This window comes from Sulfuriferula plumbiphila (assembly GCF_009938015.1).
GTDB classification, from domain to species: Bacteria; Pseudomonadota; Gammaproteobacteria; order Burkholderiales; family Sulfuriferulaceae; genus Sulfuriferula; species Sulfuriferula plumbiphila.
Map to the genome: position 1 here is coordinate 2,803,445 of NZ_AP021884.1, position 23,128 is coordinate 2,826,572.

At 59.1% G+C, this 23,128-nt stretch carries 25 protein-coding genes; 11 read left to right on the plus strand and 14 right to left on the minus strand.

Annotated features, from left to right (window positions below; translation table 11 throughout):
* Positions 1–2 precede the first annotated feature (2 nt).
* The 3 genes from hslO to recQ are packed head-to-tail and all read left to right on the plus strand — an operon-like array spanning position 3 to position 3,831.
* Complete coding sequence (hslO, locus tag GZH91_RS14475) at positions 3–881, plus strand: Hsp33 family molecular chaperone HslO (protein ID WP_147070217.1); 879 nt, start codon at positions 3–5, stop codon at positions 879–881.
* An 11-nt stretch (positions 882–892) separates the two neighbouring features.
* Positions 893–1,984 carry a magnesium/cobalt transporter CorA gene (corA, locus tag GZH91_RS14480; protein ID WP_147070216.1) on the plus strand — a complete coding sequence of 364 codons (1,092 nt, stop codon included), beginning with the start codon at positions 893–895 and terminating at the stop codon, positions 1,982–1,984.
* The gene (gene recQ, locus GZH91_RS14485) at positions 1,972–3,831 is read left to right on the plus strand and encodes a DNA helicase RecQ (RefSeq protein WP_198415324.1); all 1,860 of its coding nucleotides are present in this window, start codon (positions 1,972–1,974) and stop codon (positions 3,829–3,831) included. The genes corA and recQ overlap by 13 nt, the downstream gene beginning before the upstream one ends.
* A 148-nt stretch (positions 3,832–3,979) precedes the next feature.
* Here recQ and GZH91_RS14490 read toward each other — a convergent pair whose 3' ends face one another.
* The 5 genes from GZH91_RS14490 to GZH91_RS14510 all read right to left on the minus strand — a co-directional run bounded on the left by GZH91_RS14490 (position 3,980) and on the right by GZH91_RS14510 (position 8,965).
* Positions 3,980–6,211, minus strand: coding sequence for a putative bifunctional diguanylate cyclase/phosphodiesterase (locus GZH91_RS14490; RefSeq protein WP_147070212.1), 2,232 nt, complete (start codon positions 6,209–6,211; stop codon positions 3,980–3,982).
* 87 nt (positions 6,212–6,298) lie between these two features.
* Positions 6,299–6,553, minus strand: coding sequence for a hypothetical protein (locus GZH91_RS14495; protein WP_147070210.1), 255 nt, complete (start codon positions 6,551–6,553; stop codon positions 6,299–6,301).
* 9 nt (positions 6,554–6,562) lie between these two features.
* Positions 6,563–7,684 (minus strand): FIST signal transduction protein, encoded by a 1,122-nt coding sequence (locus GZH91_RS14500; RefSeq protein WP_147070208.1) that lies wholly within the window; start codon positions 7,682–7,684, stop codon positions 6,563–6,565.
* The gene (locus GZH91_RS14505; protein WP_161984290.1) at positions 7,681–8,355 is read right to left on the minus strand and encodes an ERCC4 domain-containing protein; all 675 of its coding nucleotides are present in this window, start codon (positions 8,353–8,355) and stop codon (positions 7,681–7,683) included. Before GZH91_RS14505 ends, GZH91_RS14500 begins: the two co-directional genes overlap by 4 nt.
* Before the next feature lie 46 nt (positions 8,356–8,401).
* A complete protein-coding gene (locus tag GZH91_RS14510; RefSeq protein WP_147070204.1) occupies positions 8,402–8,965 on the minus strand; it encodes a DUF924 family protein in 564 nt (187 codons plus the stop codon).
* Positions 8,966–9,055: 90 nt separating this feature from the next.
* Between GZH91_RS14510 and GZH91_RS14515 the strand changes: the two genes are divergently transcribed.
* From GZH91_RS14515 to GZH91_RS18165, 6 genes are all read left to right on the plus strand, one after another.
* Positions 9,056–9,493, plus strand: coding sequence for a Slp family lipoprotein (locus tag GZH91_RS14515; RefSeq protein ID WP_147070202.1), 438 nt, complete (start codon positions 9,056–9,058; stop codon positions 9,491–9,493).
* 33 nt (positions 9,494–9,526) lie between these two features.
* Entirely contained in the window at positions 9,527–9,745 is a 219-nt protein-coding gene (locus GZH91_RS14520) for a hypothetical protein (protein WP_147070200.1), read from the plus strand.
* A gap of 6 nt (positions 9,746–9,751) precedes the next feature.
* Complete coding sequence (locus tag GZH91_RS14525; protein WP_147070198.1) at positions 9,752–10,615, plus strand: tetratricopeptide repeat protein; 864 nt, start codon at positions 9,752–9,754, stop codon at positions 10,613–10,615.
* 4 nt (positions 10,616–10,619) lie between these two features.
* Positions 10,620–10,877 (plus strand): SemiSWEET transporter, encoded by a 258-nt coding sequence (locus GZH91_RS14530; RefSeq protein ID WP_147070196.1) that lies wholly within the window; start codon positions 10,620–10,622, stop codon positions 10,875–10,877.
* Positions 10,878–11,004: 127 nt separating this feature from the next.
* Positions 11,005–11,670 carry a DUF3025 domain-containing protein gene (locus GZH91_RS14535; RefSeq protein ID WP_161984291.1) on the plus strand — a complete coding sequence of 222 codons (666 nt, stop codon included), beginning with the start codon at positions 11,005–11,007 and terminating at the stop codon, positions 11,668–11,670.
* 297 nt (positions 11,671–11,967) lie between these two features.
* Positions 11,968–12,810: an ice-binding family protein gene (locus GZH91_RS18165; RefSeq protein WP_147070280.1), complete on the plus strand. Its 843-nt coding sequence runs from the start codon at positions 11,968–11,970 to the stop codon at positions 12,808–12,810.
* A 224-nt stretch (positions 12,811–13,034) separates the two neighbouring features.
* Here the strand turns inward: GZH91_RS18165 and GZH91_RS14545 are convergent, their stop codons facing one another.
* The 7 genes from GZH91_RS14545 to GZH91_RS14575 all read right to left on the minus strand — a co-directional run bounded on the left by GZH91_RS14545 (position 13,035) and on the right by GZH91_RS14575 (position 19,559).
* Positions 13,035–15,275: an arginine/lysine/ornithine decarboxylase gene (locus tag GZH91_RS14545; RefSeq protein ID WP_147070193.1), complete on the minus strand. Its 2,241-nt coding sequence runs from the start codon at positions 15,273–15,275 to the stop codon at positions 13,035–13,037.
* Positions 15,276–15,394: 119 nt separating this feature from the next.
* Entirely contained in the window at positions 15,395–15,961 is a 567-nt protein-coding gene (gene dcd, locus GZH91_RS14550; RefSeq protein ID WP_147070191.1) for a dCTP deaminase, read from the minus strand.
* Positions 15,962–15,979: 18 nt separating this feature from the next.
* Positions 15,980–17,068, minus strand: coding sequence for an iron-sulfur cluster carrier protein ApbC (apbC, locus tag GZH91_RS14555; RefSeq protein WP_147070189.1), 1,089 nt, complete (start codon positions 17,066–17,068; stop codon positions 15,980–15,982).
* A 230-nt stretch (positions 17,069–17,298) separates the two neighbouring features.
* Positions 17,299–17,661, minus strand: a complete 363-nt coding sequence (locus GZH91_RS14560; RefSeq protein WP_147070187.1) for a hypothetical protein — start codon at positions 17,659–17,661, stop codon at positions 17,299–17,301.
* A 50-nt stretch (positions 17,662–17,711) separates the two neighbouring features.
* Positions 17,712–18,308, minus strand: a complete 597-nt coding sequence (locus GZH91_RS14565) for a CBS domain-containing protein (protein ID WP_147070185.1) — start codon at positions 18,306–18,308, stop codon at positions 17,712–17,714.
* 97 nt (positions 18,309–18,405) lie between these two features.
* Positions 18,406–19,020, minus strand: coding sequence for a hypothetical protein (locus tag GZH91_RS14570; protein ID WP_147070183.1), 615 nt, complete (start codon positions 19,018–19,020; stop codon positions 18,406–18,408).
* 8 nt (positions 19,021–19,028) lie between these two features.
* Positions 19,029–19,559, minus strand: a complete 531-nt coding sequence (locus GZH91_RS14575; protein WP_147070181.1) for an RNA pyrophosphohydrolase — start codon at positions 19,557–19,559, stop codon at positions 19,029–19,031.
* A 212-nt stretch (positions 19,560–19,771) separates the two neighbouring features.
* On the opposite strand from GZH91_RS14575, the gene GZH91_RS14580 reads away from it, so the two are divergent.
* The gene (locus GZH91_RS14580; protein WP_147070179.1) at positions 19,772–20,203 is read left to right on the plus strand and encodes a hypothetical protein; all 432 of its coding nucleotides are present in this window, start codon (positions 19,772–19,774) and stop codon (positions 20,201–20,203) included.
* A 145-nt stretch (positions 20,204–20,348) separates the two neighbouring features.
* Positions 20,349–21,392 carry a phosphate ABC transporter substrate-binding protein PstS gene (gene pstS, locus GZH91_RS14585; RefSeq protein WP_307723866.1) on the plus strand — a complete coding sequence of 348 codons (1,044 nt, stop codon included), beginning with the start codon at positions 20,349–20,351 and terminating at the stop codon, positions 21,390–21,392.
* A gap of 91 nt (positions 21,393–21,483) precedes the next feature.
* Here pstS and GZH91_RS14590 read toward each other — a convergent pair whose 3' ends face one another.
* Both GZH91_RS14590 and GZH91_RS14595 read right to left on the minus strand, forming a co-directional pair.
* Complete coding sequence (locus GZH91_RS14590; protein ID WP_147070176.1) at positions 21,484–22,320, minus strand: class I SAM-dependent methyltransferase; 837 nt, start codon at positions 22,318–22,320, stop codon at positions 21,484–21,486.
* On the minus strand, positions 22,317–23,096 hold the full coding sequence (locus GZH91_RS14595) for a polyamine aminopropyltransferase (protein WP_147070174.1): 780 nt from the start codon (positions 23,094–23,096) through the stop codon (positions 22,317–22,319). Before GZH91_RS14595 ends, GZH91_RS14590 begins: the two co-directional genes overlap by 4 nt.
* Between the last annotated feature and the right edge of the window lie 32 nt (positions 23,097–23,128).

Consider the following 23,128-nt stretch of genomic DNA (forward strand, 5'->3'; position numbering starts at 1 on the left):
CGATGCCCACAACCGATACCCTCACCCGTTTCCTGTTCGAATCCGCCCCGGTGCGCGGCGAACTGGTCAGCCTCGACGCCACCTGGCAGGAAGTGCTGAAACACGCCGTTTACCCGCTACCGCTGCAAACCCTGCTGGGCGAACTGATGGCCGCCGCCGCGCTGCTTAGCGCCATCCTCAAATTCGACGGCAGCATGATTCTGCAAATGCAGGGCAGCGGCGCGGTCAAGCTGGTGGTGGTGGAAGCCACCTCCGACCGCACCCTGCGCGCCACGGCCAAGTGGGAAGGGGAAGTGCCGGCAGGCAGTCTGGATGTGCTGCTGGGAGAAGGCCGCTTCGTCATCACCCTCGACCAATCCGCCAGCGGCAAACAGAACTATCAGGGCATCGTTCCGCTGGCAGGCGCGAGCGTGGCCGAGGCGCTGACGCACTATATGCAAAGCTCCGAACAGCTCGACACGCAAATTCACCTGGCTGCCAATAGTCGGCGCGCCGCCGGCATGTTGATCCAGCGCCTGCCGGGGGTGGAAACCACTGATGCGGATGCCTGGAATCGCGCCATGCATCTGGCTGCCACACTGAAACCGGAAGAGTTGCTCACTGTGCCAGCCGATGCCATCCTGCAGCGCCTGTTTCACGAGGAAGATGTCCGCGTGTTCGAAGCCGAGCTGGTCAGCTTCCGCTGCACCTGCTCGCGCGAACGAGTGGGTGAGATGATGAAAATGCTGGGCCGTGATGAAGTGGAATCGGTACTGGCGGAGCGCGGCGAGATTGAAGTGCGCTGCGAGTTCTGCAACCGGCAATACAAGTTCGATCCGGTGGACGCGGCACAGCTGTTTGTGGCGGTGGCACCGGTACAGGCGCCGCAGATTAAACATTGAGGTCATCCGCCATGTTCAAAACCCAGCGCACCAATCATCACCGCCCGCGTAGGCATCGCGCCAAAAAAGCCGGGCTGCCGCCGGGCTCGCTGGTATACGTGGGTGAGGTGAAGACACCTGTGCCTGCGCTGTCAGTGATCGAATACGATGACACCGGCCTGGCGGAAACGCATTTTCCCGATCTGGCCGCGTGGCGTGCGCACCAGTCTGCTCATGCCACGCGATGGCTGAATCTGTATGGCCTGCAGGATGCAACGGTGATGCGCGAAATCGGCACCCGTTACCAGCTGCACCCGCTGGTGCAGGAGGATATTCTCAACACCGACCAGCGTCCCAAGGTTGAGTCGTATGGAGACTATCTGTTCGTGGTGGCGCGCTATTTGAGCTATGACGCCGACACCTTGAGCGTGAGCTCGGATCAGGTGAGCCTGGTGCTGGCGCGCAACACGGTGTTGAGCTTTCAGGAGCAATCATCCGGCACCTTCGAGCCCGTGCGCGAACGCCTGCGCAGCGCGCGCGGGCAGATCCGCAAACTGGGCGCAGACTATCTGGCTTACGCCTTGCTCGATGCGCTCGTAGATCAGTACTTCGTAGTGCTGGAACAGTTGAGCGTGAACACCGAGGAACTGGAAGACGCGCTGCTCGACAAGCCGAATCAGGCTTCGCTGCAAACCCTGCACCAGTTGCGTCGCGCCACGCATAATTTGCGGCGTGCGGTGTGGCCGCTGCGTGAAGTGTTGAATACGATGATCCGCAACGAGGAAGGATTTTTCCAGCCCGGCACCGGTGTGTATCTGCGCGACGTGTACGACCATACCGTGCACATCGTCGAATCCATCGAGGCGCTGCGCGACCTGCAGGCGGGGATGCTGGACATTTACCTGTCCAGTCTGAGCAACCGCTTTAACATTGAACTGCGCGCGCTCACGGTGATTACCACACTGTTCATGCCGGCCACGCTAGTGACGGGAATTTTCGGCATGAATTTCAAACACATGCCCGTGCTCGATCTGCCGCATGGCTTCGGCCTGGCGTTGGGTCTGATGGCCACGATTGCGCTGATCATGGTGGCAATATTCTGGCGGCGCAATTGGCTGCGCTGAACGCGCTTTCCCTGCTCAACACGGTATTCGGCTACCCGGCGTTTCGCGGGCGCCAGGCCGAGGTGGTGGAGCAGGTGGCGGGCGGCGGCGATGCGCTGGTGCTGATGCCCACCGGCGGCGGCAAGTCGCTGTGTTACCAGATTCCCGCGCTGCTGCGCGAAGGGACTGGGGTGGTGGTGTCGCCGCTGATTGCGCTGATGCACGACCAGGTGGCAGCGCTGCGCGAAGTCGGCGTGCGCGCCGCCTATCTGAATTCCGCATTGTCGGCGCAGCAGGCTGCCGCAGTGGAACAAGCCTTTCTGCGCGGCGCGTGGGATCTGCTCTACGTCGCGCCGGAACGGCTGGTCACGCCGCGTTTTCTGGATCTGCTGGAGCGGGCCGAACTGGCGCTGTTCGCGATTGACGAGGCGCACTGCGTATCGCAATGGGGGCATGATTTCCGCCCGGAATACATTCAGCTTTCGCTGCTGCACCAGCGTTTTCCCAAGGTGCCGCGCATCGCGCTCACCGCCACCGCGGACGCGCAAACCCGCGCCGAGATTGTCACCCGCCTGCAACTGGAAGACGCGCGCCAGTTCGTCTCCAGCTTCGATCGCCCCAATATCCGCTACCAGATTGTGGAGAAAGCCGACCCGCGCAAGCAGCTGCTCGACTTTATCCAGGCCGAACACAGCGGCGCCGCGGGCATTGTCTATTGCCTGTCGCGCAGGAAGGTAGAAGAAACTGCGGCCTGGCTGGAAAAACACGGCATCCGCGCCCTGCCCTACCACGCTGGCATGGACGTACAAACACGCCAGCGCAATCAGGACATCTTCCTGCGTGAAGATGGCATAGTCATGGCCGCAACAATTGCGTTCGGCATGGGCATCGACAAACCCGACGTACGTTTCGTGGCGCATCTCGACCTGCCCAGGAGCATCGAAGGCTACTATCAGGAAACCGGCCGCGCCGGGCGCGACGGCGCGCCTGCCGATGCCTGGATGACCTACGGTCTCACCGACGTGGTGCAGCAGCGGCGCATGATCGAGTCCGGTGACGCCGACCTGCAATTCAAGCGCGTCGGACTGGCCAAGCTCGACGCGCTGCTCGCGCTGTGCGAAGCCACCACCTGCCGGCGCGTGCGCCTGCTCAACTATTTCGGTGAGGACGCCGAGCCCTGCGGCAACTGCGACGTGTGCATCAGCCCGCCGGCCACCTGGGACGGCACCGTGGCGGCGCAAAAGGCGTTGTCCGCCGTGTACCGCACCGGCAGCCGCTTCGGTGCGGTGCACCTGATCGACGTGCTGTGCGGCCACGCCACCGACAAGGTGCAGCAGTGGGGACATGACAAACTCACGGTATTCGGTGTGGGTGCGGAGATCGACGAAAAGGGCTGGCGCGCGGTGTTTCGCCAGTTAGTGGCACAGGGCCTGATGGGCGTGGATCACGACGCCTTCGGCGCGCTCACCCTGACCGACAAAAGCCGTGCGGTGCTGAAAGGCGAGCAGCAGGTCTGGATGCGACAGGAAATCGCCAGTAAAACCTCGCGCAAATCGCGCCGTCCCATCGCCGCCCCGGAAAACCCGGTGGACGACGCGCTGTTCGAAAAACTGCGCATATGGCGCCAGGCCGCCGCCCGCGAGCACAACGTCCCGGCCTATGTCATTTTTCACGACTCCACTTTGGCGCAGATTGCACAGCTCCGTCCGGCCACGCTGGACGAACTGGGCAGCGTCTCCGGCGTCGGCGCGCGCAAGCTGGAGGCCTACGGCGCAGGCATACTGGCGGTGGTGAATGCGGCTGGGCAGAGCTTGGATAGACCAGAAAACGCCATTCGCCACGGGTGGTCACGGGGAACACGGAAGTAACAGGAAGGCAAAATCCAGGACCCCTCGCCGGGCTTGATCTTTGCCTCTTGCCTTCACTGTGTTTAACCGCTTTTTCCAGGACAAACCGGATGAGGCGCCTGTCTGTTCACGGCTGGCGCATAAACAGGCGCATAAACAGGCGGCGGGCTTAGGCGTGCTGTCCGAATAATTCCGCGTAGTCTTCTGCCGGCAGCGGCATGCTGTACAAAAACCCCTGAATCTCGTCGCAGCCATGCTGCACCAGAAAATCGCGTTGCGCTGTGGTTTCCACACCCTCTGCAATCACAGCAATACTCATGCTGTGAGCGAGCTGGATAATGGCGGTGACGATGGCGGCTGCGTCATTGTCGCGCCCCAGTTCCTGGATAAAGGAATGATCGATTTTTATCGCATCGATCGGGAAACGTTTGAGATAACCCAGGCTGGAGTAGCCGGTGCCGAAGCTGTCAATGCACAAATGCACGCCGCGCTGTTTGAGTGCAGTCAGGATTTTTAGTGTCTGCCCGGCGTCACTCATGGCAGTGGTTTCGCTAATCTCCAGTTCCAGATTGCCGGCTTTCAGACCGGTTTCCTGCAGGATCTGATCCACCACCAGCAACAGATCGGGTTGGGAAAACTGGCGCGCGGACAGGTTCACCGCTACACGCTGTCCGGCCAGCCCGGCGTGGCACCATGCCACCATCTGCTGGCAGGCCTCGCGCAGCACCCACTCACCGACCGGCTCGATCAGGCTGGTAGTCTCGATGTCCGCAATGAACCGATCCGGACCAATGATGCCGCTACGCGGGTGGCGCCAGCGCAACAGGGCTTCGGCACCCGTGATATGGCCCTTGGTAACATGAATTTTGGGCTGGTAATACAGCTCGAATTCGTTATGTTCCAGCGCGCGGCGCAGGCCGCTTTCCAGAAACAACTGGCGCTTGCCGGCGATATTCATGCTCGAATTGAAATACAGGAAGCCACAGTGCTGCTGCTTGGCGCGGTACATGGCGGTATCGGCCTGGCGCATCAACTCCTGAGCGTCATCCAAAATCACCGTTCCGCCCGTGGTGGTAATCGAACCACGCAACGCGCTGATGCCGATGCTGGCAGACATGATGTAATCCCGCCCGAGCAGGCTAACCGGCTCGTTCAGGGTTTGCAGTATCTTCTGCGCCACAGCAGCAGCGGCGCGGGCGGCTTGATTGCCAATGACCAATACGGTGAACTCATCCCCGCCCAGTCTGGCAACATAGTCCTCGTTGCGTACGCTGGCCTTGATGCGCGCGGCAACGATCTGCAACAGCTCGTCGCCTGCCTGATGGCCAAGCGTGTCATTGATATTCTTGAAGTGATCGAGATCGAGATAAAGCAGCGCCACGTTGCCGCCATGACGCTGGGCGTGGGCAGTGGCGCGATCCAGATATTCCTGGAATGCCGCACGGTTGGCGAGTCCGGTCAAGGTATCGAAGCGCGCCAACTGATCCAGCTGCCACTCGGTATGCTTGCGCTCGGCGATCGCCGCCGCCACCAGCAGGCCGGACAGCGCAATCATCACCAGCATGGTTTGCAAGTTCACCAGTACCGGATAGGCGACGTGGTGGACCAGCGTGCCACTGCCCATCAGGGTAGACGCAGTGGCCAGCGCCGCAGCGCACAGGATGACGAGGGTGGTGGCAGGCAGCCCCAGGCGCAACGCTGCCCAGATCACAAATACAAACAGCTGGTAATGTCCGCCGTCGCGGCCGGGCAGAATATCCAAACCTGTTATGGGTAACCCGGTCAATACCAGCATGAGTGCCAGCACCACCCACACCTCGACAGCTGGAGCCGCATATTTACCCGATTGCCAATAGTGGTAGCACACCATGAGCGGCGGGGCAAATAACAGGCAGCCGATAATGTCACCCAGCCACCAGCTCCATCCTGCCTGCGCGAACCGTTCAGCAGGCAGCAGACCGCTCATCACCAGCGCGGCCACCCCCACCACCGCACTCACCAGGCTGGCAACGGGTGCGGCGAACAGGGCCAGTTTGATTACATCGCGCATGCGCTCCAGGCGGGAGTGAAACTTGTCGAAGCGATTGAGCAACCACAGTGCTGTGACGGCTTCCAGCGTATTCCCTGCACCAATTGTCAGGGCAGTGTGCCAATCCAGGTCCACCCAGTTGGCAATAAATGCGCCCAACAAAACACCTGGCCACAGGCGCCTGCCAAACAGTACCAGCGCCGCCAGCGCCAACCCGCTGGCGGGCCAGATTGCACTGACGCTGGGGTGCATGAATGCCGCCAGCCAGAGACCAAACCGCGCTGCTGCAATATAGGCAACAGCCAGCCCCAGCAGCGCTGCCAGCTGGCGTGCACGGGGAATAAAACCGGCCTGTATCCAGAATGCCTGCATGGCTTGTCAAGCGCCCATGCCGGGCACTTGCGGATGCATGGATAGGGAGTTGGCGATTGTGTAGCGGCGGCTTAAATCAAAGCCACGCTACGCCAACGCGTCAATATGCGCTTTAACCGCCTCCAGCGACTCGCGCAGCGTGTCTTCGGACAGGTGATTGAGGCTTTCCGCCAGCATTTCTGCGGCTTGCAGGGTTTCTGTCGCAAGGCTGGCGCTGTCGATCTCGGCGACGAATGCGGCGGCGGCACCCGTCACGCGTAGCAGGGTATCGCGCTCGCGCATGAGCATTTCAACCTCGTCACGCAACATGGCGACTTCCTGATGGTTTTGTGTGTTCAGCATGTCATCCCTTTATAAAAATAATGTCAGCACGCCGGTATAGCCGTACAGACGGTCATGCGAAATCTCGCCATTGGCAAAAAAACCTACCAGCGGAAACTCACCCAGCACCTCGCGGATCAGCTTGAGCTCAACCGAATCTGCGCCGAACAAACCCGCGCCACGTCCCAGACAGGAATAATACACTGCCCCGCGGGGTGTTGCTGTCAATGCCTGTTTAAGCTCGTTGAGCATACGCAGCATGTCCTCGCGCGCGGCGCTGGCATCACGGCGACAAAATACCACCTCGCCCTGGGCTGGCACCACCTCGCTGATAGCGACGAGGCGCTCATTCGTGTCAGCGCCAATCAGGTTGCGCACCAGGTAGTCGCCCGTATCTGAGCCGGAAACCGTGAGTGCAGCAAAAATATAGCCCGCGGCACGACTCAGGTCACGTGCCAGGATTTCGCCAATATCTTCATTGAGCACATCCAGCGCGGGACGGCCATCCAGGGAGATAAGAATGTTTTCGTGGCTGGCCGTGACCTGATGCGGCGCCGCAATCGGCGTAACCCCCTGGGTGAGGCGCGTCATCACCGGAACCTGGTCGCCGAACATCACCCCGGACAAGCCGCCATGCACCACGGCATCCGCCACCTGTTGCGACTGAAAGCGCGAGCTGGTAATGCCGCCAGTGACAAAGCCGCTCTGCATTCGCGCCGCCAGCGCCTCGACCAGATCGGGCACCTCGATATTGCGTGCATCGCCATGCACCAGCGCATAGTGCGCAGGCCGCCCCCCCACTTCGAATCCGCCTGCCTGTTCGCTTAGCTGCGCGAGTTCGGTCACGTTGCCGAACACACGGAAGCTGTGCGCAGGAAATTCGCCCAGCATCACCGCCATGGCCGACTCGTCCAGATATTCCTGCGCCGTCGCGCACACACCAATCCCCACCGATCCCACCCAGTGCGCCACACCGCTATGCACACGCAGATAGTCAAGAATATCCGGCAGCCGGTTGGCATACAGGTCGGTCACGTACACAAAGCCCAGATTGGCTGCTGCCGGCACTGGCTGCAATCCACGCAAACACGCCTCGGCAGCCTCCATCCATTGCCCGAGACCGGAATGGGCATAACGGAACGGGGTGCTCATGCCCGCGTCCCCGGCCAGTGCGCGTCGAGCACCCGGCGCATACGCCCGGCCGCCTGCGGCGTGATGCCTGCAACCCCGGCCAGGGCATCCACGCTGGCGGCAAATACTGCAGCCGCGCTGCCAAAACGATCGAGCAGTGCGCGCGCCATACCCTCGTTGATGCCAGGCAAGCCCTCCACCAGGTAGCGCTGGCCATTCACCGGATCAAACGGCTTGCCGTTGCGCATCACAATCGGATGGCCGATGCCGTGCTGTGCCTGCCTGGCCATGGTGTACATCAGCTCGGCGCTGAATTCGGCACCGGGGCTGGGCACCAGCGGCACGCCTGCGCCTATGGTAAGCCAGGCGATGGCCTCGCGAATCACCAGCGGGTCGGTATGAAAACGCCCGCCGTAGAGGTCGCCCTCGATAATGTAAACCGGCTGATCGAAGCTGGATTTGAGCTTGCCCACCTCGCCAAACAGGCGCTTGTCCATAACCGCCAGACTGAAATCGGTAGCGGATTTGCGCTCCACCACCACGCCGCCGCCGAGATCATAGTCGCCGCAATCGAGCTCGCCGGACTGGGTCGCCAGCCCCCTGAAATTACCCGGATAAGTCTGCCAGTGCCTGAGCACCGGGCCGTTATCTTCTCGGGGGTGGAAAGTGATGGAAACAGGGGTATCGCTCATAGTCATTGTTAACCGTGCAGTTTGAAAATAATGTCACTATAACGCGTCAGAAGGAAGACCCCGGCTGCTGCAAAAAAACCAGCTCTTCTGCTGTGCTGGCGCGACCAAGAACGGCATTGCGATGAGGAAAACGCCCAAAGCGGGCGATCACGTCATGGTGCAGGTACGCATAGCGCACCCCTTCCGCCATGTCTTCGGCGTCGCGCAGGGTTTCAAACAGGGAAATCGAATATAACTGATCTTCCAGCATCTCGCTGTGTTCGAAAGGCAGATAGACAAACATGCGCTGGCGCGGAGTCAGCGCCTGATCCAGGCCCTGCGCAATGATCCCGCGGGCGATTTCCCGCGCTTGCGCATCGGTGGCAAAAGCCTGGGGCGTTGCGCGAAACAGGTTGCGCGGGAACTGGTCGAGCAGAAGCACCAGCGCCAGACTGGCTGGGGCGGATTCCAGCCAGTCAGCGAGCTGCCCTGCCGCCGCTGCCTGATAATCCTCCATGAATTCATCGCGCATCAGCTCATCGACCGGTTCATCCTTGCCGAACCAGCGCCGCTGCTGCGCCCGGGCATCGCCCCCGAACCAGAAAGACAGGATTTGTCGCGCACTGTGCATGATGCTTGAAACTGGCCAGTATAAACACCTGCCAAGTGTGCGTGAAAGCGCGGGCATGAACAAGCTCGGCCGCGGGTGGTCCATATAACCATGATGCTGGATAAACCCATATCCCTGTTGCGCGTTGCCCTGTTCATGCTGACAGTCGTACCAGCAATGGCCGCCGACTTCGACCCCACTGGCCCCAGAGTGGAATGGTTTGGCCAGATCACTGCCCATTATCGCGCGGATACCGATACCTGCTTTGAATTGAACGGTCCTTACGACGCCTATGGCACATTGCAGGCAGACGCAACAGGCCAGTTCAGGACCTGCGCTTTCGGTTACTATGATCCCGCCATATTTGCGCCGGGGCGCTGGCTGAAAATCACCGGCACCCTGCAGGCAGGCGCTGTGCGGGTGGGCCTGCCGCTGGTGCTGGGCGCGCAATTAGTGCTCACCAGCCGCCCGTTGCCGCCACCCCGGCCATATTGGCGCGATCCCTGGTACGGTTCCTGGTACCCACACCACCCTGCCTATTGGTGGTAGGCTATTGCCCTCTCCCTGTTTGCTGCCTTCACTATGAAACCGCTCGATCAATACGACCTCGACGAACTCAAACTTGTCTACCTCTGCCTGCACGCCGCGCTGCCAGGCAACCTGCAACTGATGGATTCCGAATTGCTACAGGACTTGCAAACCCATCTGCAACGGATGGCTGGCGCAGCTGACGTAGACGTATCCCACCACGCGCAGTGGGCGACCTGGCTCAACAATGGCGTAGTGTTGAAGCGTGTGTAGACGATCATGACAGACTCCCGTTTTGTATTTGACGCCAGCCGCGATAATTTCCCCCAACTGGTGCTGGGTAATTCTGAAAAAGGCCCGGTCATGGTGCATTTCTGGACACCCAAGGCTGGCCCCTGCATGCTGCTGATGCCGCGCCTGGTCAAGCTCACCGCTGAGTACAGCGGCAAATTCCTGCTGGTCATGGCCAACACCGACGAACTCGCTCACATCACCCGCCAATACGGCGTCACCAGCGTACCCACGGTGAAGTTTTTCCGCCATGGCCAGGTCGTCCACACCATCCACGGCGCTGATCCTGATGCCGAATTCCGCAAGGTGCTGGACCGCTTCATCGCCAGGGACAACGACGCCATCCACGTGCGTGCCCTCGCCAGCCAGCAGCGAGGCGACGTCCAATCCGCGCGCATGTTGCTGGTGGAGGCAGCACTTGCCGACCCGGACAACCCGCGCATTCCTGCTGATCTGGCAAAGCTGCTGATGTCCGGTGGCGAGTTGCAACAGGCGCACGACCTGCTCACCGCGCTACCCCTGGCGCTGCGCGAGGATACTGAAATCAGCCGGCTGGTTACCCATCTCGGTTTCATCCTCGCTGCACACGCTGCCCCCGCGCCCGCTGATCTGATGCAACGCATTCAACATGACGCCAATGACCTGGAAGCACGCTACCAGCTCGCCGCATTGCGCCTGGTGGCGGACGATATGGATCCCGCCATGGCCGAGCTTCTGGAAATCGTCCGCCGCGACCGCAGCTTTCGTCAGGATATTGGCCGGCGCGGCCTGGTGAGTCTGTTTGATCTGCTGGGTGCCACGCATCCGCTCACCGCACAATACCGCCCCCTGCTCGTCAACGCATTGCACTGAAATCATGCGCACACATGACTGGATCGGCCTGCTGGCCGGTACGCTTACTACCATCGCCTTTATCCCGCAAGTCATCAAAATTTGGCGCAGCAAAAAAGCCGACGACATTTCCATCAGCATGTTCCTGATTTTTACCGCGGGCGTGGCGCTGTGGATGGTATTCGGCATTCAGACCGGCTCGCTGCCAGTCACGCTGGCCAACGCTGTCACCATGGTGCTGGCACTTGTCATCCTGATACTGAAGTACCACTATCGAAAATAACACGCTGCCCTGGCTGCCGGACTGGCCGGCCAGTTCAGCGCTATTTGATTCGCTGCTGCCGCTGCCGAAGGAGCTAAGCGCGGCCAGGTGCTGGCCGGACGCGGCCACACTCACCCGGCACGCTGCCGTGCGCGGCGTGGTCAACGCCAGCGGGCTGCCCGTTCACTTTGTATCCGGGCCTGCCACCGACCCGGCACTGGCTTACGAAATCAATATCCACAACAGCGGCGCTGTCGCCACCCGCAGCGACAACTGGCACGACTTCTTCAACGCGCTGGTGTGGCTCGGCTGGCCGCACACCAAGGCTGCGCTCAATGCATTGCACATCCGCGCCGGAGTGACAGCCGTGCGCAGCCGTTTGCGTGACACCCTCACCCTGCTCGACGAGAGTGGTGTGGTGGTAGCCTGCGCCGAGCCTGCATTGTGGGATAATTTGACGCGTGCCGACTGGCACACCCTGTTTGTCCTGCAACGCGCCAAAGTGCGCGCCGCCATGCGCTTCTATCTGATTGGCCATGCACTCCATGAAAAAGCGCTCGCCCCCTATCCGTCGATGACCGGCAAGTGCGTGCAGATAACGGTGACGGAGGATTTTTTTGCGCTGGATACCATGCAGCAGCGCACACAACTGGACGCCATGCTGGCGCAGCAGCTACTGGCAGCCCCGCCGCAAACACCGGCGCAGTTTCCGCCACTGCCGCTACTGGGTATTCCTGGCGTGACGCCGGCCAGCGAGCATCCGGATTTTTACGCCAATACCCGGATTTTTCGCCCGCCGCGGATGATTATTTAATCCCGGATTGTCCGCTAGAGCAGTCCAAGGAATAGTGCCGCGACGAGCACAGCACGCACGTCGGAAATCTTTACACCTGGTGCCCATATCTGCCTGTAAGCAACAGCAAATTATCATTAAATCAGCAACATAATACAAGTTGCACGATTCTTGCGTAGACATCCAGAGTCAGCTCAATAACAGTAGTGCGGTTCTTGCACCTGTGCTTTAACTTGCCCTGGCAGCACGTTAGTAATCTTCCGCTGCCGGGCGAAACCTTAATGATGCATAACGCATAACGATTTAGGAGTGTATGTGATGAAAACAGCAAAATACCTGCCGGTACTGTCCTTGGCAGTGATCGGAGCGCTGTACGGCGCCTCCCCGGCATGGGCGGCACCATTTCTGGGTTCGGCGCAAAATTTCGCGGTACTGGGTGCATCGACGGTGACCAATACCGGTTCGACTACCATCAACGGAGATCTCGGTCTCTACCCAGGCAGTTCGATCACCGGGCTGGGTAGCATCACCCTCACAGGAACGGTACACCAGACTGATGCGGTCGCGCAGCAGGCTCAGAGTGATTCCCTCACTGCGTACGCGACTCTTTTTAATCTGCCGTTCACCAGCAACCTGACTGGCCAGGATCTGGGTACAGTGGGTACGCTGGCGCCAGGCGTCTATAAATTCAACTCGTCGGCTCAGTTGACGGGAACCCTCACACTCGACGCCCAAAACGATCCCAATGCACTCTTCGTGTTCCAGATCGGGAGCGCGCTCACGACCGCAAGCAGCTCGGTTGTCAGCGTGCTCAATGGCAGTGCAAACGACGGCGTGTTTTGGCAGGTCGGCAGCTCCGCGACTCTGGGTACCAGCACGCTGTTCGCAGGAAATATTCTCGCGGATCAGAGCGTCACCCTGAATACCACTGCAAAGATTCTGTGCGGTAGGGCCATCGCACTCAATGCTGCGGTGACAATGGATACCAACACCATCTCCAACGATTGCATCGGCGCCGGCGCCATCGGCAGCGGACGCAACGACTACGGCAGCGCCGGCTTCAGCAACGGCGGTGGCCAGACCGTTCCCGAGCCGGCCACGCTGGCACTGCTGGGACTCGGATTCGCGGGACTCGGATTTAGTCGACGTCGGCTCGGTTGAGATAAACACTCCGCCACGAGACCAGCCCTGCTTCGGCAGGGTTTGGCGTTTGTGCGCCGCTATTGTGGAGCAACCGATGGAAAAATCGCCATGGCGGTAGCCGGTGACGCGCCGATTACAATTAGCAGTCGTCGGACTAAATATTTCTGGAAAGCCACAGCCTGCAACAGGTTCTGCACAAGATTCAGGCTTTTCCCGTCGGAATCAGCGCGTAGATCCCGGCGTTACCGCACACAATCCACGTAATAAACCGGCCTGCCGCCCACCTCTCCCTTCACCAGCCCGTGAATATCCGTCTCAAAGCCAGGAAAGCGTTCGTTGAAGTCGCGCGCGAACTTGAGGTAGCGCACGATGGTGGCGTTGAAGCGCTCACCCGGAATCAGCAATGGAATGCCCGGCGGATAGGGGGTCAGCAGTACGCTGGTAATTCGGCCTTCGAGCTTGTCGATTTCCACCCGGTCGATTTCACGATGCGCCATCCGGGCGAAGGCATCGCTGGGTTTCATGGCCGGCTCCATGTTGGAGAGATACATCTCGGTGGTAAGGCGGGCGATGTCGTTGGCCTTGTAGATGCCGTGGATGGCATCGCACAAGTCCTTCAGGCCCATGCGCTCGTAGCGCGGGTATTTGGCGATAAATTCCGGCAGCACACGCCATAGCGGCTGGTTGCGGTCGTATTCGTCCTTGAACTGCTGCAGCGCGGTCAGCATGGTATTCCAGCGGCCTTTGGTAATGCCGATGGTGAACATGATGAAGAACGAATACAGGCCGGTTTTTTCCACGATGACGCCATGCTCGGCCAGGTATTTGGTCACGATGGCGGCAGGCATGCCGGAGTCGGCAAAGTCGCCGTCCACGTCGAGGCCGGGGGTGATGATGGTGGATTTGATCGGGTCGAGCATGTTAAAGCCCGAGGCAAGGTCACCGAAGCCATGCCAGCGTTCGTTGGCGCGCAGCACCCAGTCGTCGCGCTCGCCCACCCCTTCTTCGGCCAGGTGTTCCGGCCCCCATACCTTGAACCACCAGGAGTCGCCGAATTCGGCGTCCACCTTGCGCATGGCGCGGCGGAAATCCAGCGCTTCCATGATGGACTCTTCCACCAGCGCAGTGCCTCCCGGGGGCTCCATCATCGATGCCGATACGTCGCAGGAGGCAATGATGGCGTATTGCGGGCTGGTGGAAGTGTGCATCAGATAGGCTTCGTTGAAGATGTCGCGATCCAGAGTGCGCGTCTCGGAGTCCTGAATCAGGATTTGCGAAGCCTGCGACAATCCGGCCAGCATCTTGTGGGTGGACTGCGTGGCAAAAATCATGGATTCCTTGCAACGCGGCCGGTCCTTGCCGATGGCGTGCATGCCCTGGTAAAAATCGTGGAAGGTGGCGTGCGGCAGCCAGGCCTCGTCGAAGTGCAGGGTATCGATCTGACCGTCGAGCATGGATTTGATGGTCTCTACGTTGTAGAGCACGCCATCGTAGGTGCTCTGGGTGATGGTGAGGATGCGCGGCTTGCCTTTGGCGGCACGGGCGAACGGGTTGGCGTCGATTTTTTTCTGGATATTTTCAAGCCTGAACTCCTCCAGCGGAATCGGGCCGATGATGCCGTAGTGGTTGCGCGTCGGCGTCAGGAACACCGGGATCGCGCCGGTCATGGTGATGGCGTGCAGGATGGACTTGTGGCAATTGCGATCCACCACCACAATATCATCGGACGCAACGGTGGAATGCCACACCATCTTGTTGGAGGTGGAGGTGCCGTTGGTGACGAAGAACAGATTATCGGCGTTGAAAATTCGCGCTGCATTGCGCTCTGAAGCCGCTACCGGACCGGTATGGTCAAGCAGCTGGCCGAGTTCGTCCACCGCGTTGCAGACATCGGCGCGCAGCATGTTTTCGCCGAAGAACTGGTGGAACATCTGCCCCACCGGGCTTTTCAGGAAGGCCACACCGCCCGAGTGGCCGGGGCAGTGCCAGGAATACGAGCCATCCGAAGCGTAATGGGTGAGCGCGCGGAAGAACGGCGGTGCCAGTGAATCAAGATAGGTTTTTGCCTCGCGCAGGATATGGCGCGCGACGAACTCGGGGGTATCCTCGAACATATGAATGAAACCGTGCAATTCTTTCAGCACATCGTTGGGGATATGCCGCGAGGTGCGCGTTTCGCCGTACAGGAAAATCGGGATTTCACTGTTGCGGAAACGTATCTCTTCCACAAAGGTGCGTAACTGGGCAACGGCCTGGTCGGCCGCATTGGGGGAGGAAAATTCCTCGTCGTCTATCGACAAAATAAAGCACGATGCACGGCTCTGTTGCTGGGCAAAGCTGGACAGGTCACCAAAGCTGGTCACCCCCAGCACTTCGGTGCCCTCGTCCTCAATGGCCTTGGCAAGCGCCCGGACACCGAGTCCGCTGGCGTTCTCGGAACGGAAATCCTCGTCTATGATGACGATGGGAAAACGGAATTTCATTACTGGCTCCTCAAGGCCGGCTGCTTAACAACGGCACGGACATAAACAATTAAACCGCCAGGGCAGCCTCGCGCGAGGCTGCCCTGGCGGTTTTGGCGCTGGCCGGGCTAGATATTGATCTATATTTTCGGCAGTGTGACGCCAGTCTGCCCCTGGTATTTGCCACCGCGATCACGGTACGAGGTTTCGCATTCTTCGTCTGCTTCAAAAAAAACCACCTGTGCCACACCCTCATTGGCATAGACGCGCGCAGGCAGCGGCGTGGTGTTGGAAAACTCGAGCGTGACATAGCCTTCCCATTCCGGCTCGAACGGGGTTACGTTGACGATGATGCCGCAGCGCGCATAGGTGGATTTGCCCAGGCAAATGGTCAGCACGTTGCGCGGGATGCGGAAATATTCCACGGTGCGCGCCAGCGCGAACGAATTGGGCGGGATGATGCAGGAATCGCTCACCACATCCACGAACGAATTGGAGTCGAAATGTTTGGGATCCACGATCGTCGAATTGATGTTGGTGAACAGCTTGAACTCGTTCGAGCAGCGGATATCGTAGCCGTAACTGGAGGTGCCATAGGAAACGATTTTTTGGCCGTTCATCTCGCGCACCTGGCCAGGTTCGAACGGCGCGATCATGCCGTGCTGTTCCGCCATGCGGCGGATCCATTTGTCTGACTTGATGCTCATCTGTATGGGTTCCGGTGTTCAGGTGTTCTGAATGACAATCTTGGGGAAAGCGGTGCTGTGATCCTGCGACTGCTCGGCCACTTTCACTGCCACCCGGCGCGCGATGTCGCGGTAGATTTCCGCGATGCGGCTATCCGGCGCCGCCACCACGGTAGGAGTGCCGGAATCGGCCTGTTTGCGGATACGCATGTCCAGCGGCAGCGCACCGAGGAACTCCACTTCGTAATCCGCTGACATGCGCTCGCCGCCGCCTTCACCAAAAATATGCTCCTCATGACCGCACTGGCTGCAGATATGGATGCTCATGTTTTCCACGATGCCGAGGATGGGGATGCCAACCTTCTCGAACATTTTCAAACCCTTGCGCGCGTCGATCAGGGCGATGTCCTGCGGCGTGGTGACGATCACCGCGCCGGTGACGGGCACGCGCTGCGCCAGTGTCAGCTGAATGTCGCCGGTACCGGGCGGCAAGTCTACCACCAGATAATCCAGATCGCGCCAGCGCGTGTCGTTGAGCAACTGCTCCAGTGCCTGGGTAACCATCGGGCCACGCCATACCATGGGCGTTTCCGCATCAATCAGAAAACCGATGGACATGGCTTGCAGACCGTGACCCTCCATCGGCTCCAGGCTCTTGCCGTCGCGTGATTCGGGGCGGCCAACGATACCCAGCATGGTGGGCTGGGACGGGCCGTAGATGTCGGCGTCCAGCACACCCACATTGGCGCCTTCTGCCGCCAGCGCCAGCGCCAGGTTTACTGCCGTGGTGGATTTGCCCACCCCCCCCTTGCCCGACGCCACGGCAATCACGTTTTTTACGCCGGGGATGAGTTTCACCCCGCGCTGCACGCTGTGCGACACGATCTTGTAGCTGACATTGACGGTTATTTTTCCTACGTCCGCCAGCGCGCCCAACTTGTCGGCCACCAGCTTGCGGATCATTTCCAGCTGGCTTTTGGCGGGATAGCCCAGCACCACGTCCAGGGTCACGTCGTTTCCATCCACTTTGATATTGCGCGCGGATTTGCTGGTGATGAAGTCCTTGTGCGTGTTGGGGTCAATCACTTCTTTCAGTGCGGTCTGGACTTGCAACTCGGATATGGGCATTACCTTGACTCCTTTGGCTGTGCGGCGAAGTGTTCAATTTTAAACAATCTGACCTGCTGCATCCATGCATGTCAAAATAAAAAACCGGGGTACGGAACCCCGGTTATGCTTTGACGGCAGCAACACCCTGTTTAACGGGTCGAGCAGGTACGATAATGGCGGGACCGCAGGTTCAGCTTGTTTCGCCACTACATTTGTGTGCCGACATCAAATTAACACATCGCGCAGGTTTACGCTTCTCGCCCTGTATGGTGGCCAACCAGCAAAGCCTCGGGCACGCGACTGCGAATCGCACCGGCAATTTCCAGCACTGCGCCAGAACGGTGCCGCAGCGACACCCACAGCACGTTGATGGACAAGTTCACATCGGCAAACACCACCTCCCGATAACACGCCAGCACGGCCTCGATGCTAAGCACGGTACGCTCGATGTAGTCCTTTGGCTGCTGCCGAAGCTTGGGCAACAGCATCATGAAATCGGTCAGCATTTTGCCATTTTCATCGTGTGTAGGCACGAGTTTCCACATCGGCAACGCCGGCTTGATGGTTTGCACGGTGAGTGCTGCGCGGGTAGTGAAGCGTACCGGTTTCACGGCCACATCCTCCCGGCTGAGCGCTTGCGTGCTGCGGAGGGGGTCACCGCTCAGTGTGCCAACTGGGTTTCAATTTCTGCAAAAGTCTGCGCAATTTCCGCTGTCTGCACAGTGACACCAAGCTGCCGGGTAAGCTGCGACAGCGACAGGATGCCGCGCACCTTTTGTGGCTGCCCTGGCGCCGGGCGATCCACCACCAGCGCGTGCTGGCGTCCGCTCGCCTTGAGGGTGACCAGCACATTGCCTGCCTTGGCTCCCTCCACATCATTCATGCAGATCACTTCGAGCTTGTCGCCAGGCGTCATGATGTCCTGCACCAACACTTCCGCGTGTGTGCAGCCGGTATTCTGGATCACCTGCATCGGCTTCTCGCCCATCAGGTCGGTTGAGGTGACCAATCCCAGTAACGTATTTTTTGCATCCACCACCAGCAACATGCGCACCCCACGGTGAATCATTTTGTGTTGCGCATCCTCGATGCTTTCCAGCGGAAAAATAGTGTACGCGGTCACCACCTTGAAATCGGTCATCACGTCCAGAGCGGGGCTGTTCAGTGTGACCCGCTCGGGCAGGTTCTGCACGGGTTTATGAAAGGTTGCACCGGACTCAAGCCGTCCGGAAGGAAGCAGGTGATAGGGTTCGCTCATGGTTGTCGCCTTGTCTGATTTTGTCGTGTTTTATCCTGGTATCTCCCGCCCGGTAACAGGCAGGTCCAGACAAATATAGACCTTCGCAGACAAAACCTCAATCAGCCAGCGCGTGCTCGATTTCATCCCGGATGGCTATATCTGCCCCTGGCCCAAAGCGGCTGGTGAGCGGATCGAAATCGTCGGTGAAAGCATAGTCGAATTTCACGTCCTGCAAACCCAGTGCGCCGAACAGGCGGTTCTCGAATGAGTAATCATCCGGCTGCGCAATAATGGTGGGCCAGCCCGATGCGCCGCAGGACAATATCGGCCCGAAAAATATCAGTCCCGGCTTATTCTTGCAGCGCAACGCGCAACTGCTCTCGGTGCGCCCGGACATGGGCAAAAAATCAATGGTGCGGGAAAACCGGTTTTCGCGTTCCAGCACGATATCCACCTTGCCCGCAATGCGCCGGGCTTCGTGGCCATAAGCCATGGTCTGCGCTGCGGATGCGCCACGCCAGGCGTCAACATCCTGCGCGCCGAGATGGCTGGGATAAAAAATGAACCTGAGCGGCATGATGGCATTGATCTGTGCCAATATTTCTGCGGAAAACACCGGCGAGTTGACCAGAATGCCGCCACCCTCCTGGTCCGCCAGAAAAAAAACTGCCGGGTGGGTGCCCGGCAGGTAGTACACGCTGCGATCAAAAGATTCGTAAAGTTTTTGCATTGCCTATCCTATTCGTGATGATGGGCATGACCATAGAGCCGGGCGGCGCCATGTTTGCGCGGCGCATCACGCTCGAGGTAGCGCTCCAGTTCGGTCAGCGCAGAGCGGTACACATCACGCTTGAATTCCACCACCGATTCCATCGCCACCCAGTAATCATTCCAGCGCCAGGCATCGAATTCCGGATGGGTAGATGCGCGCAGGCACACGTCACAGTCGCGTCCGGTCAGCCGCAGCAAAAACCAGATCTGCTTCTGCCCGCGATAATTGCCGCGCCAGTCGCGCCGCACCCACTGGTTCGGCACGTCGTAGCGCAGCCAGTCGCGGGTACGCCCAAGGATGCGCACGTGCTGCGCCGCCAGGCCGACCTCCTCCATCAATTCCCGGTACATGGCCTGCTCCGGGGTCTCGCCGTGGTTGATACCACCCTGCGGAAACTGCCAGGAATGTTGCCGTATGCGCTTACCCCAAAAAACCTCATTCCGGGAATTACATAGAATGATGCCGACATTGGGGCGATATCCGTCCTTGTCGATCATATCCGCCACCAAAATTAATCCGTTACAATTGGACCCATTTTTTCATAGTTCGCAAACATTGGAAAGCCGCGATGCGCTTGCCTGCCAACTTGTTCTTGAAGCTGATTGCGCTGTACCTGGACGGTTGCACCAATCTGCAGCACACCATTCACAGCTTGACTGGGACATGGCATAGGCTTGAACGCTGATGGCTTGCCTTAGGAATCCGAGTAATGGACGATCTGGAAAAACACTACAAGGCACTCCCGCTGGACCAAAGGCTCGACCTTGCCCTGTCCGAAACACTGCCCGCGGCTTACCGTCCGTTCATGGTGCGCGAGCAGTGGATGGTCATCAAATGCTACTTCGCCCGCCGCGCCGACCTCAGCCAGGACGAAGTCGCCGCGCTGATTGAAGATCAGGATCACGTCATCCGCCTGTGCATCGCCAAGCGCCCCGACCTCACCCCGGCCATGGTGGAAAAATGCGTCAAGGATCGCGACCCCAACGTACGCCACGCCATCTCGCGCAATGCGCTGATTAGTGAGGCGCAGCGCGCACAGCTCAGGCAGGACGAAGACCCGCTGGTGGCCCGGGCCGCTGCCAAAGGCGCGAAGGAAACGCAATACCGGCAAAGACCGGGGCAATCCAGGCTCATCAAATGAACCGGCCTGGCTTGTCTTGTCTATTGCAGGCAATCCGGTTCGGACTATATCTCCTTTTTGTCACAACACTGTCACAAACATGGCTCAAACTGAGCGTGGTTTTGGTATTTCCAAATACCTCAGTTCCCCATTTTTCAAGGAGTTCATGATGCTATCTGCAGCACTCAAACGTTTTTACCAACCCCTCGCAATAGGCTTCATTTCCTCCGCCATGATCCTCAGCACCCACGCTGCTGTAGCGGCTGACACGCTGACGGGAGCCGGCGGCACCGCCATCTACCCCGTACTGTCCGAATGGGCTGCATCCTATAAAAAAGAAACCGGTACCGAAGTCAATTACCAGTCCATTGGCTCAGGCGGCGGCATCAAGCAAATCAAGAGCAAGACCGTGGCTTTCGCCAACAGCGACAAACCCCTTACCCCCGGCGAGCTGAACAAATCTGATCTGGCGCAATTTCCTGCTGTCATTATCGGCATTACGCCGGTGGTAAACCTGCCTGGCGTGAAACCCGGCGAGATGGTCCTGAATGGCTCCGTTCTGGCAGACATTTACCTGGGCAAGATCACCAACTGGAACAGCCCGGCTATCCATGCGCTCAACCCGGGTCTGAAACTGCCCGACATGGCGATTTCCACCGTGCATCGTTCAGACGGCTCCGGCACCACCTTTAACTTCACCAACTACCTGGCCAAAGTCAGCCCGGAATGGAAAGAAAAAGTGGGCTCCGACACCTCGGTATCCTGGCCTAATGGCGTGGGTGGCAAGGGCAACGAGGGTGTGGCAGGATTTGTGAAACAGCTTCCCGGTTCGATTGGCTATGTGGAATATGCTTACACCATGGAAACCAAACTGGTCTACACCCGCATGACAAATGCTGACGGCAAAGTGGTTACGCCCAGCATGGAAAGTTTCCAGGCTGCCGCTGGCAATGCCGACTTCTCCAAGGTCAGCGATTTTTACCTCATCCTGACCAACCAGCCGGGCGCGAAGAGCTGGCCCATCACTGCCGCCACCTACATTCTCATGCGCAAGGATTACCCCAAGGCCGAAAATCAGAAAGTGCTGAAATTCACCAAGTGGTTCCTCGAACACGGCCAGGCTGCCGCCGAAAAACTGGCCTATGTACCTCTGCCCAGGCATACTGTCAGCCTGATTGAAGGCTACTGGAAAAAAGAACTGGGTATTTAAGGCTGCATAAGGGTTTTCAACCAATCCCCTTCAGCTTTACTGAACATCAGGGTGGCGCAAGCCACCCTTTTTGTTTTGAATAACGCCGAACTCATATCTCAGTAAAAAAACGCGCGCGCATTTCCTCCAGCCCCAGTGTTTCCAGCACTTCATTCAATCGCTGCGCCGGACGTTTGCGCGGCAGATTTTTATAGCTGGCAATGATAAGTTCGTTTTTCATGGAGTGCTCCCACCCCACCAGTTCGGTCACGCTGACCTGGTAGCCGTGCGCCTCCAGCTGCAGGCAACGCAGGACATTGGTAATCTGGCTGCCGAATTCACGGGTATGCAAGGGATGCCGCCAGATTTCGGTGAGGGCGTTTTTAACCAGCCTGTTGCTGTTGCTTTTGTTTTTCTTCAACACCGCGGCTACTTCAGCCTGGCAACACGGCACCAGCACCATGAATTGCGCCTGTTTTTTCAGCGCAAAACGAATGGCGTCGTCGGTAGCCGTGTTGCACGCATGCAATGCCGTGACGATATCCACTCTGGCCGGCAACAGGTCGGAGGTAATGGACTCGGACACCGCCAGGTTGAGGAAGCTCATACCCGGGAAATTGAGCGTGGCTGCCAGTTCCCGCGATTTTTTCACCAGCTCGTCACGGGTTTCAATGCCGTAAATATGCGAGGCGTTACTGCGCGGTTTGAAAAACAGGTCGTACAGAATAAAACCGAGATAGGACTTGCCCGCGCCGTGGTCCACCAGCCGAATAGCGGCGTGTTCCTGCTGGACGGCGTGCAGCAACGGCTCGATGAATTGGTACAGGTGATACACCTGCTTGAGTTTGCGCCGGCTGTCCTGATTCATCTTGCCATCGCGGGTCAGGATGTGCAGCTCCTTGAGCAGCGCAATGGACTGACCCGGCTTGATTTCGTCCATGGCGCTCATGCCAGCCCCCTGCGGTCATGCGCATTCATCACGCGCAAACCCTCAACAAAATTGGTGAATTCCAGACCAAGTTGCGCTTCCAGCCGCGCGGCGCGATTGCGCAGTGCTTCCCACTCGGTGTAGCGAGGCTTGCCGGCGAAGCCAAATACGATGATATTGCCGCGCCGCTCGGCAGGCAGGCACAGGATGCGCCCATCGAAGGCGGTTTCGATGCGCTTGAGGTAAACATCGAAGTTGGGATCGCTGCCCCACAGATTGACCGACAGCACGCCATGCTGCGTGAGCGCCATCGCGCAGTGGTCGTAGAAATCCTGGGTGGCGAGGGATTCGACCTGGCAACCGGAATCAAAACCATCCAGCAGAATGGCGTCCCACCCCGGATGTTCGATCACATAATTTGCCGCGTCGCCGTGCACTACCTGCAAGCGCGCATCGTCTGCCGGCAGCTGGAAAAATGATCTGGCTGCGGCGATCACTTGCGCGTTGATTTCCACGGCGGTAAGCCGGATTGCAGGCAGCCGATGATAAAGGAATTTCGCCAGCGAGCCACCGCCCAGCCCCAGCATCAGCGCGCTCTCTGGCGGCGCCACAAGCAGCAGAAAACCCAGCATGGCGCGTGTATAGGAGAGCTCCAGGCCGTTGGGGTCGGACAGCCGCATGGCCGATTGCACCGTGTCATTGCCCAGATGCAGAAAGCGCACGCCATCCTGCTCGCTGATTTCGACGGTATCGAGATCGGATACCGCCTTGTGGATACGTCGCTGGAAAAATCGCATGAAAATCCTATTTGTAAACGCGGCGCAGACGT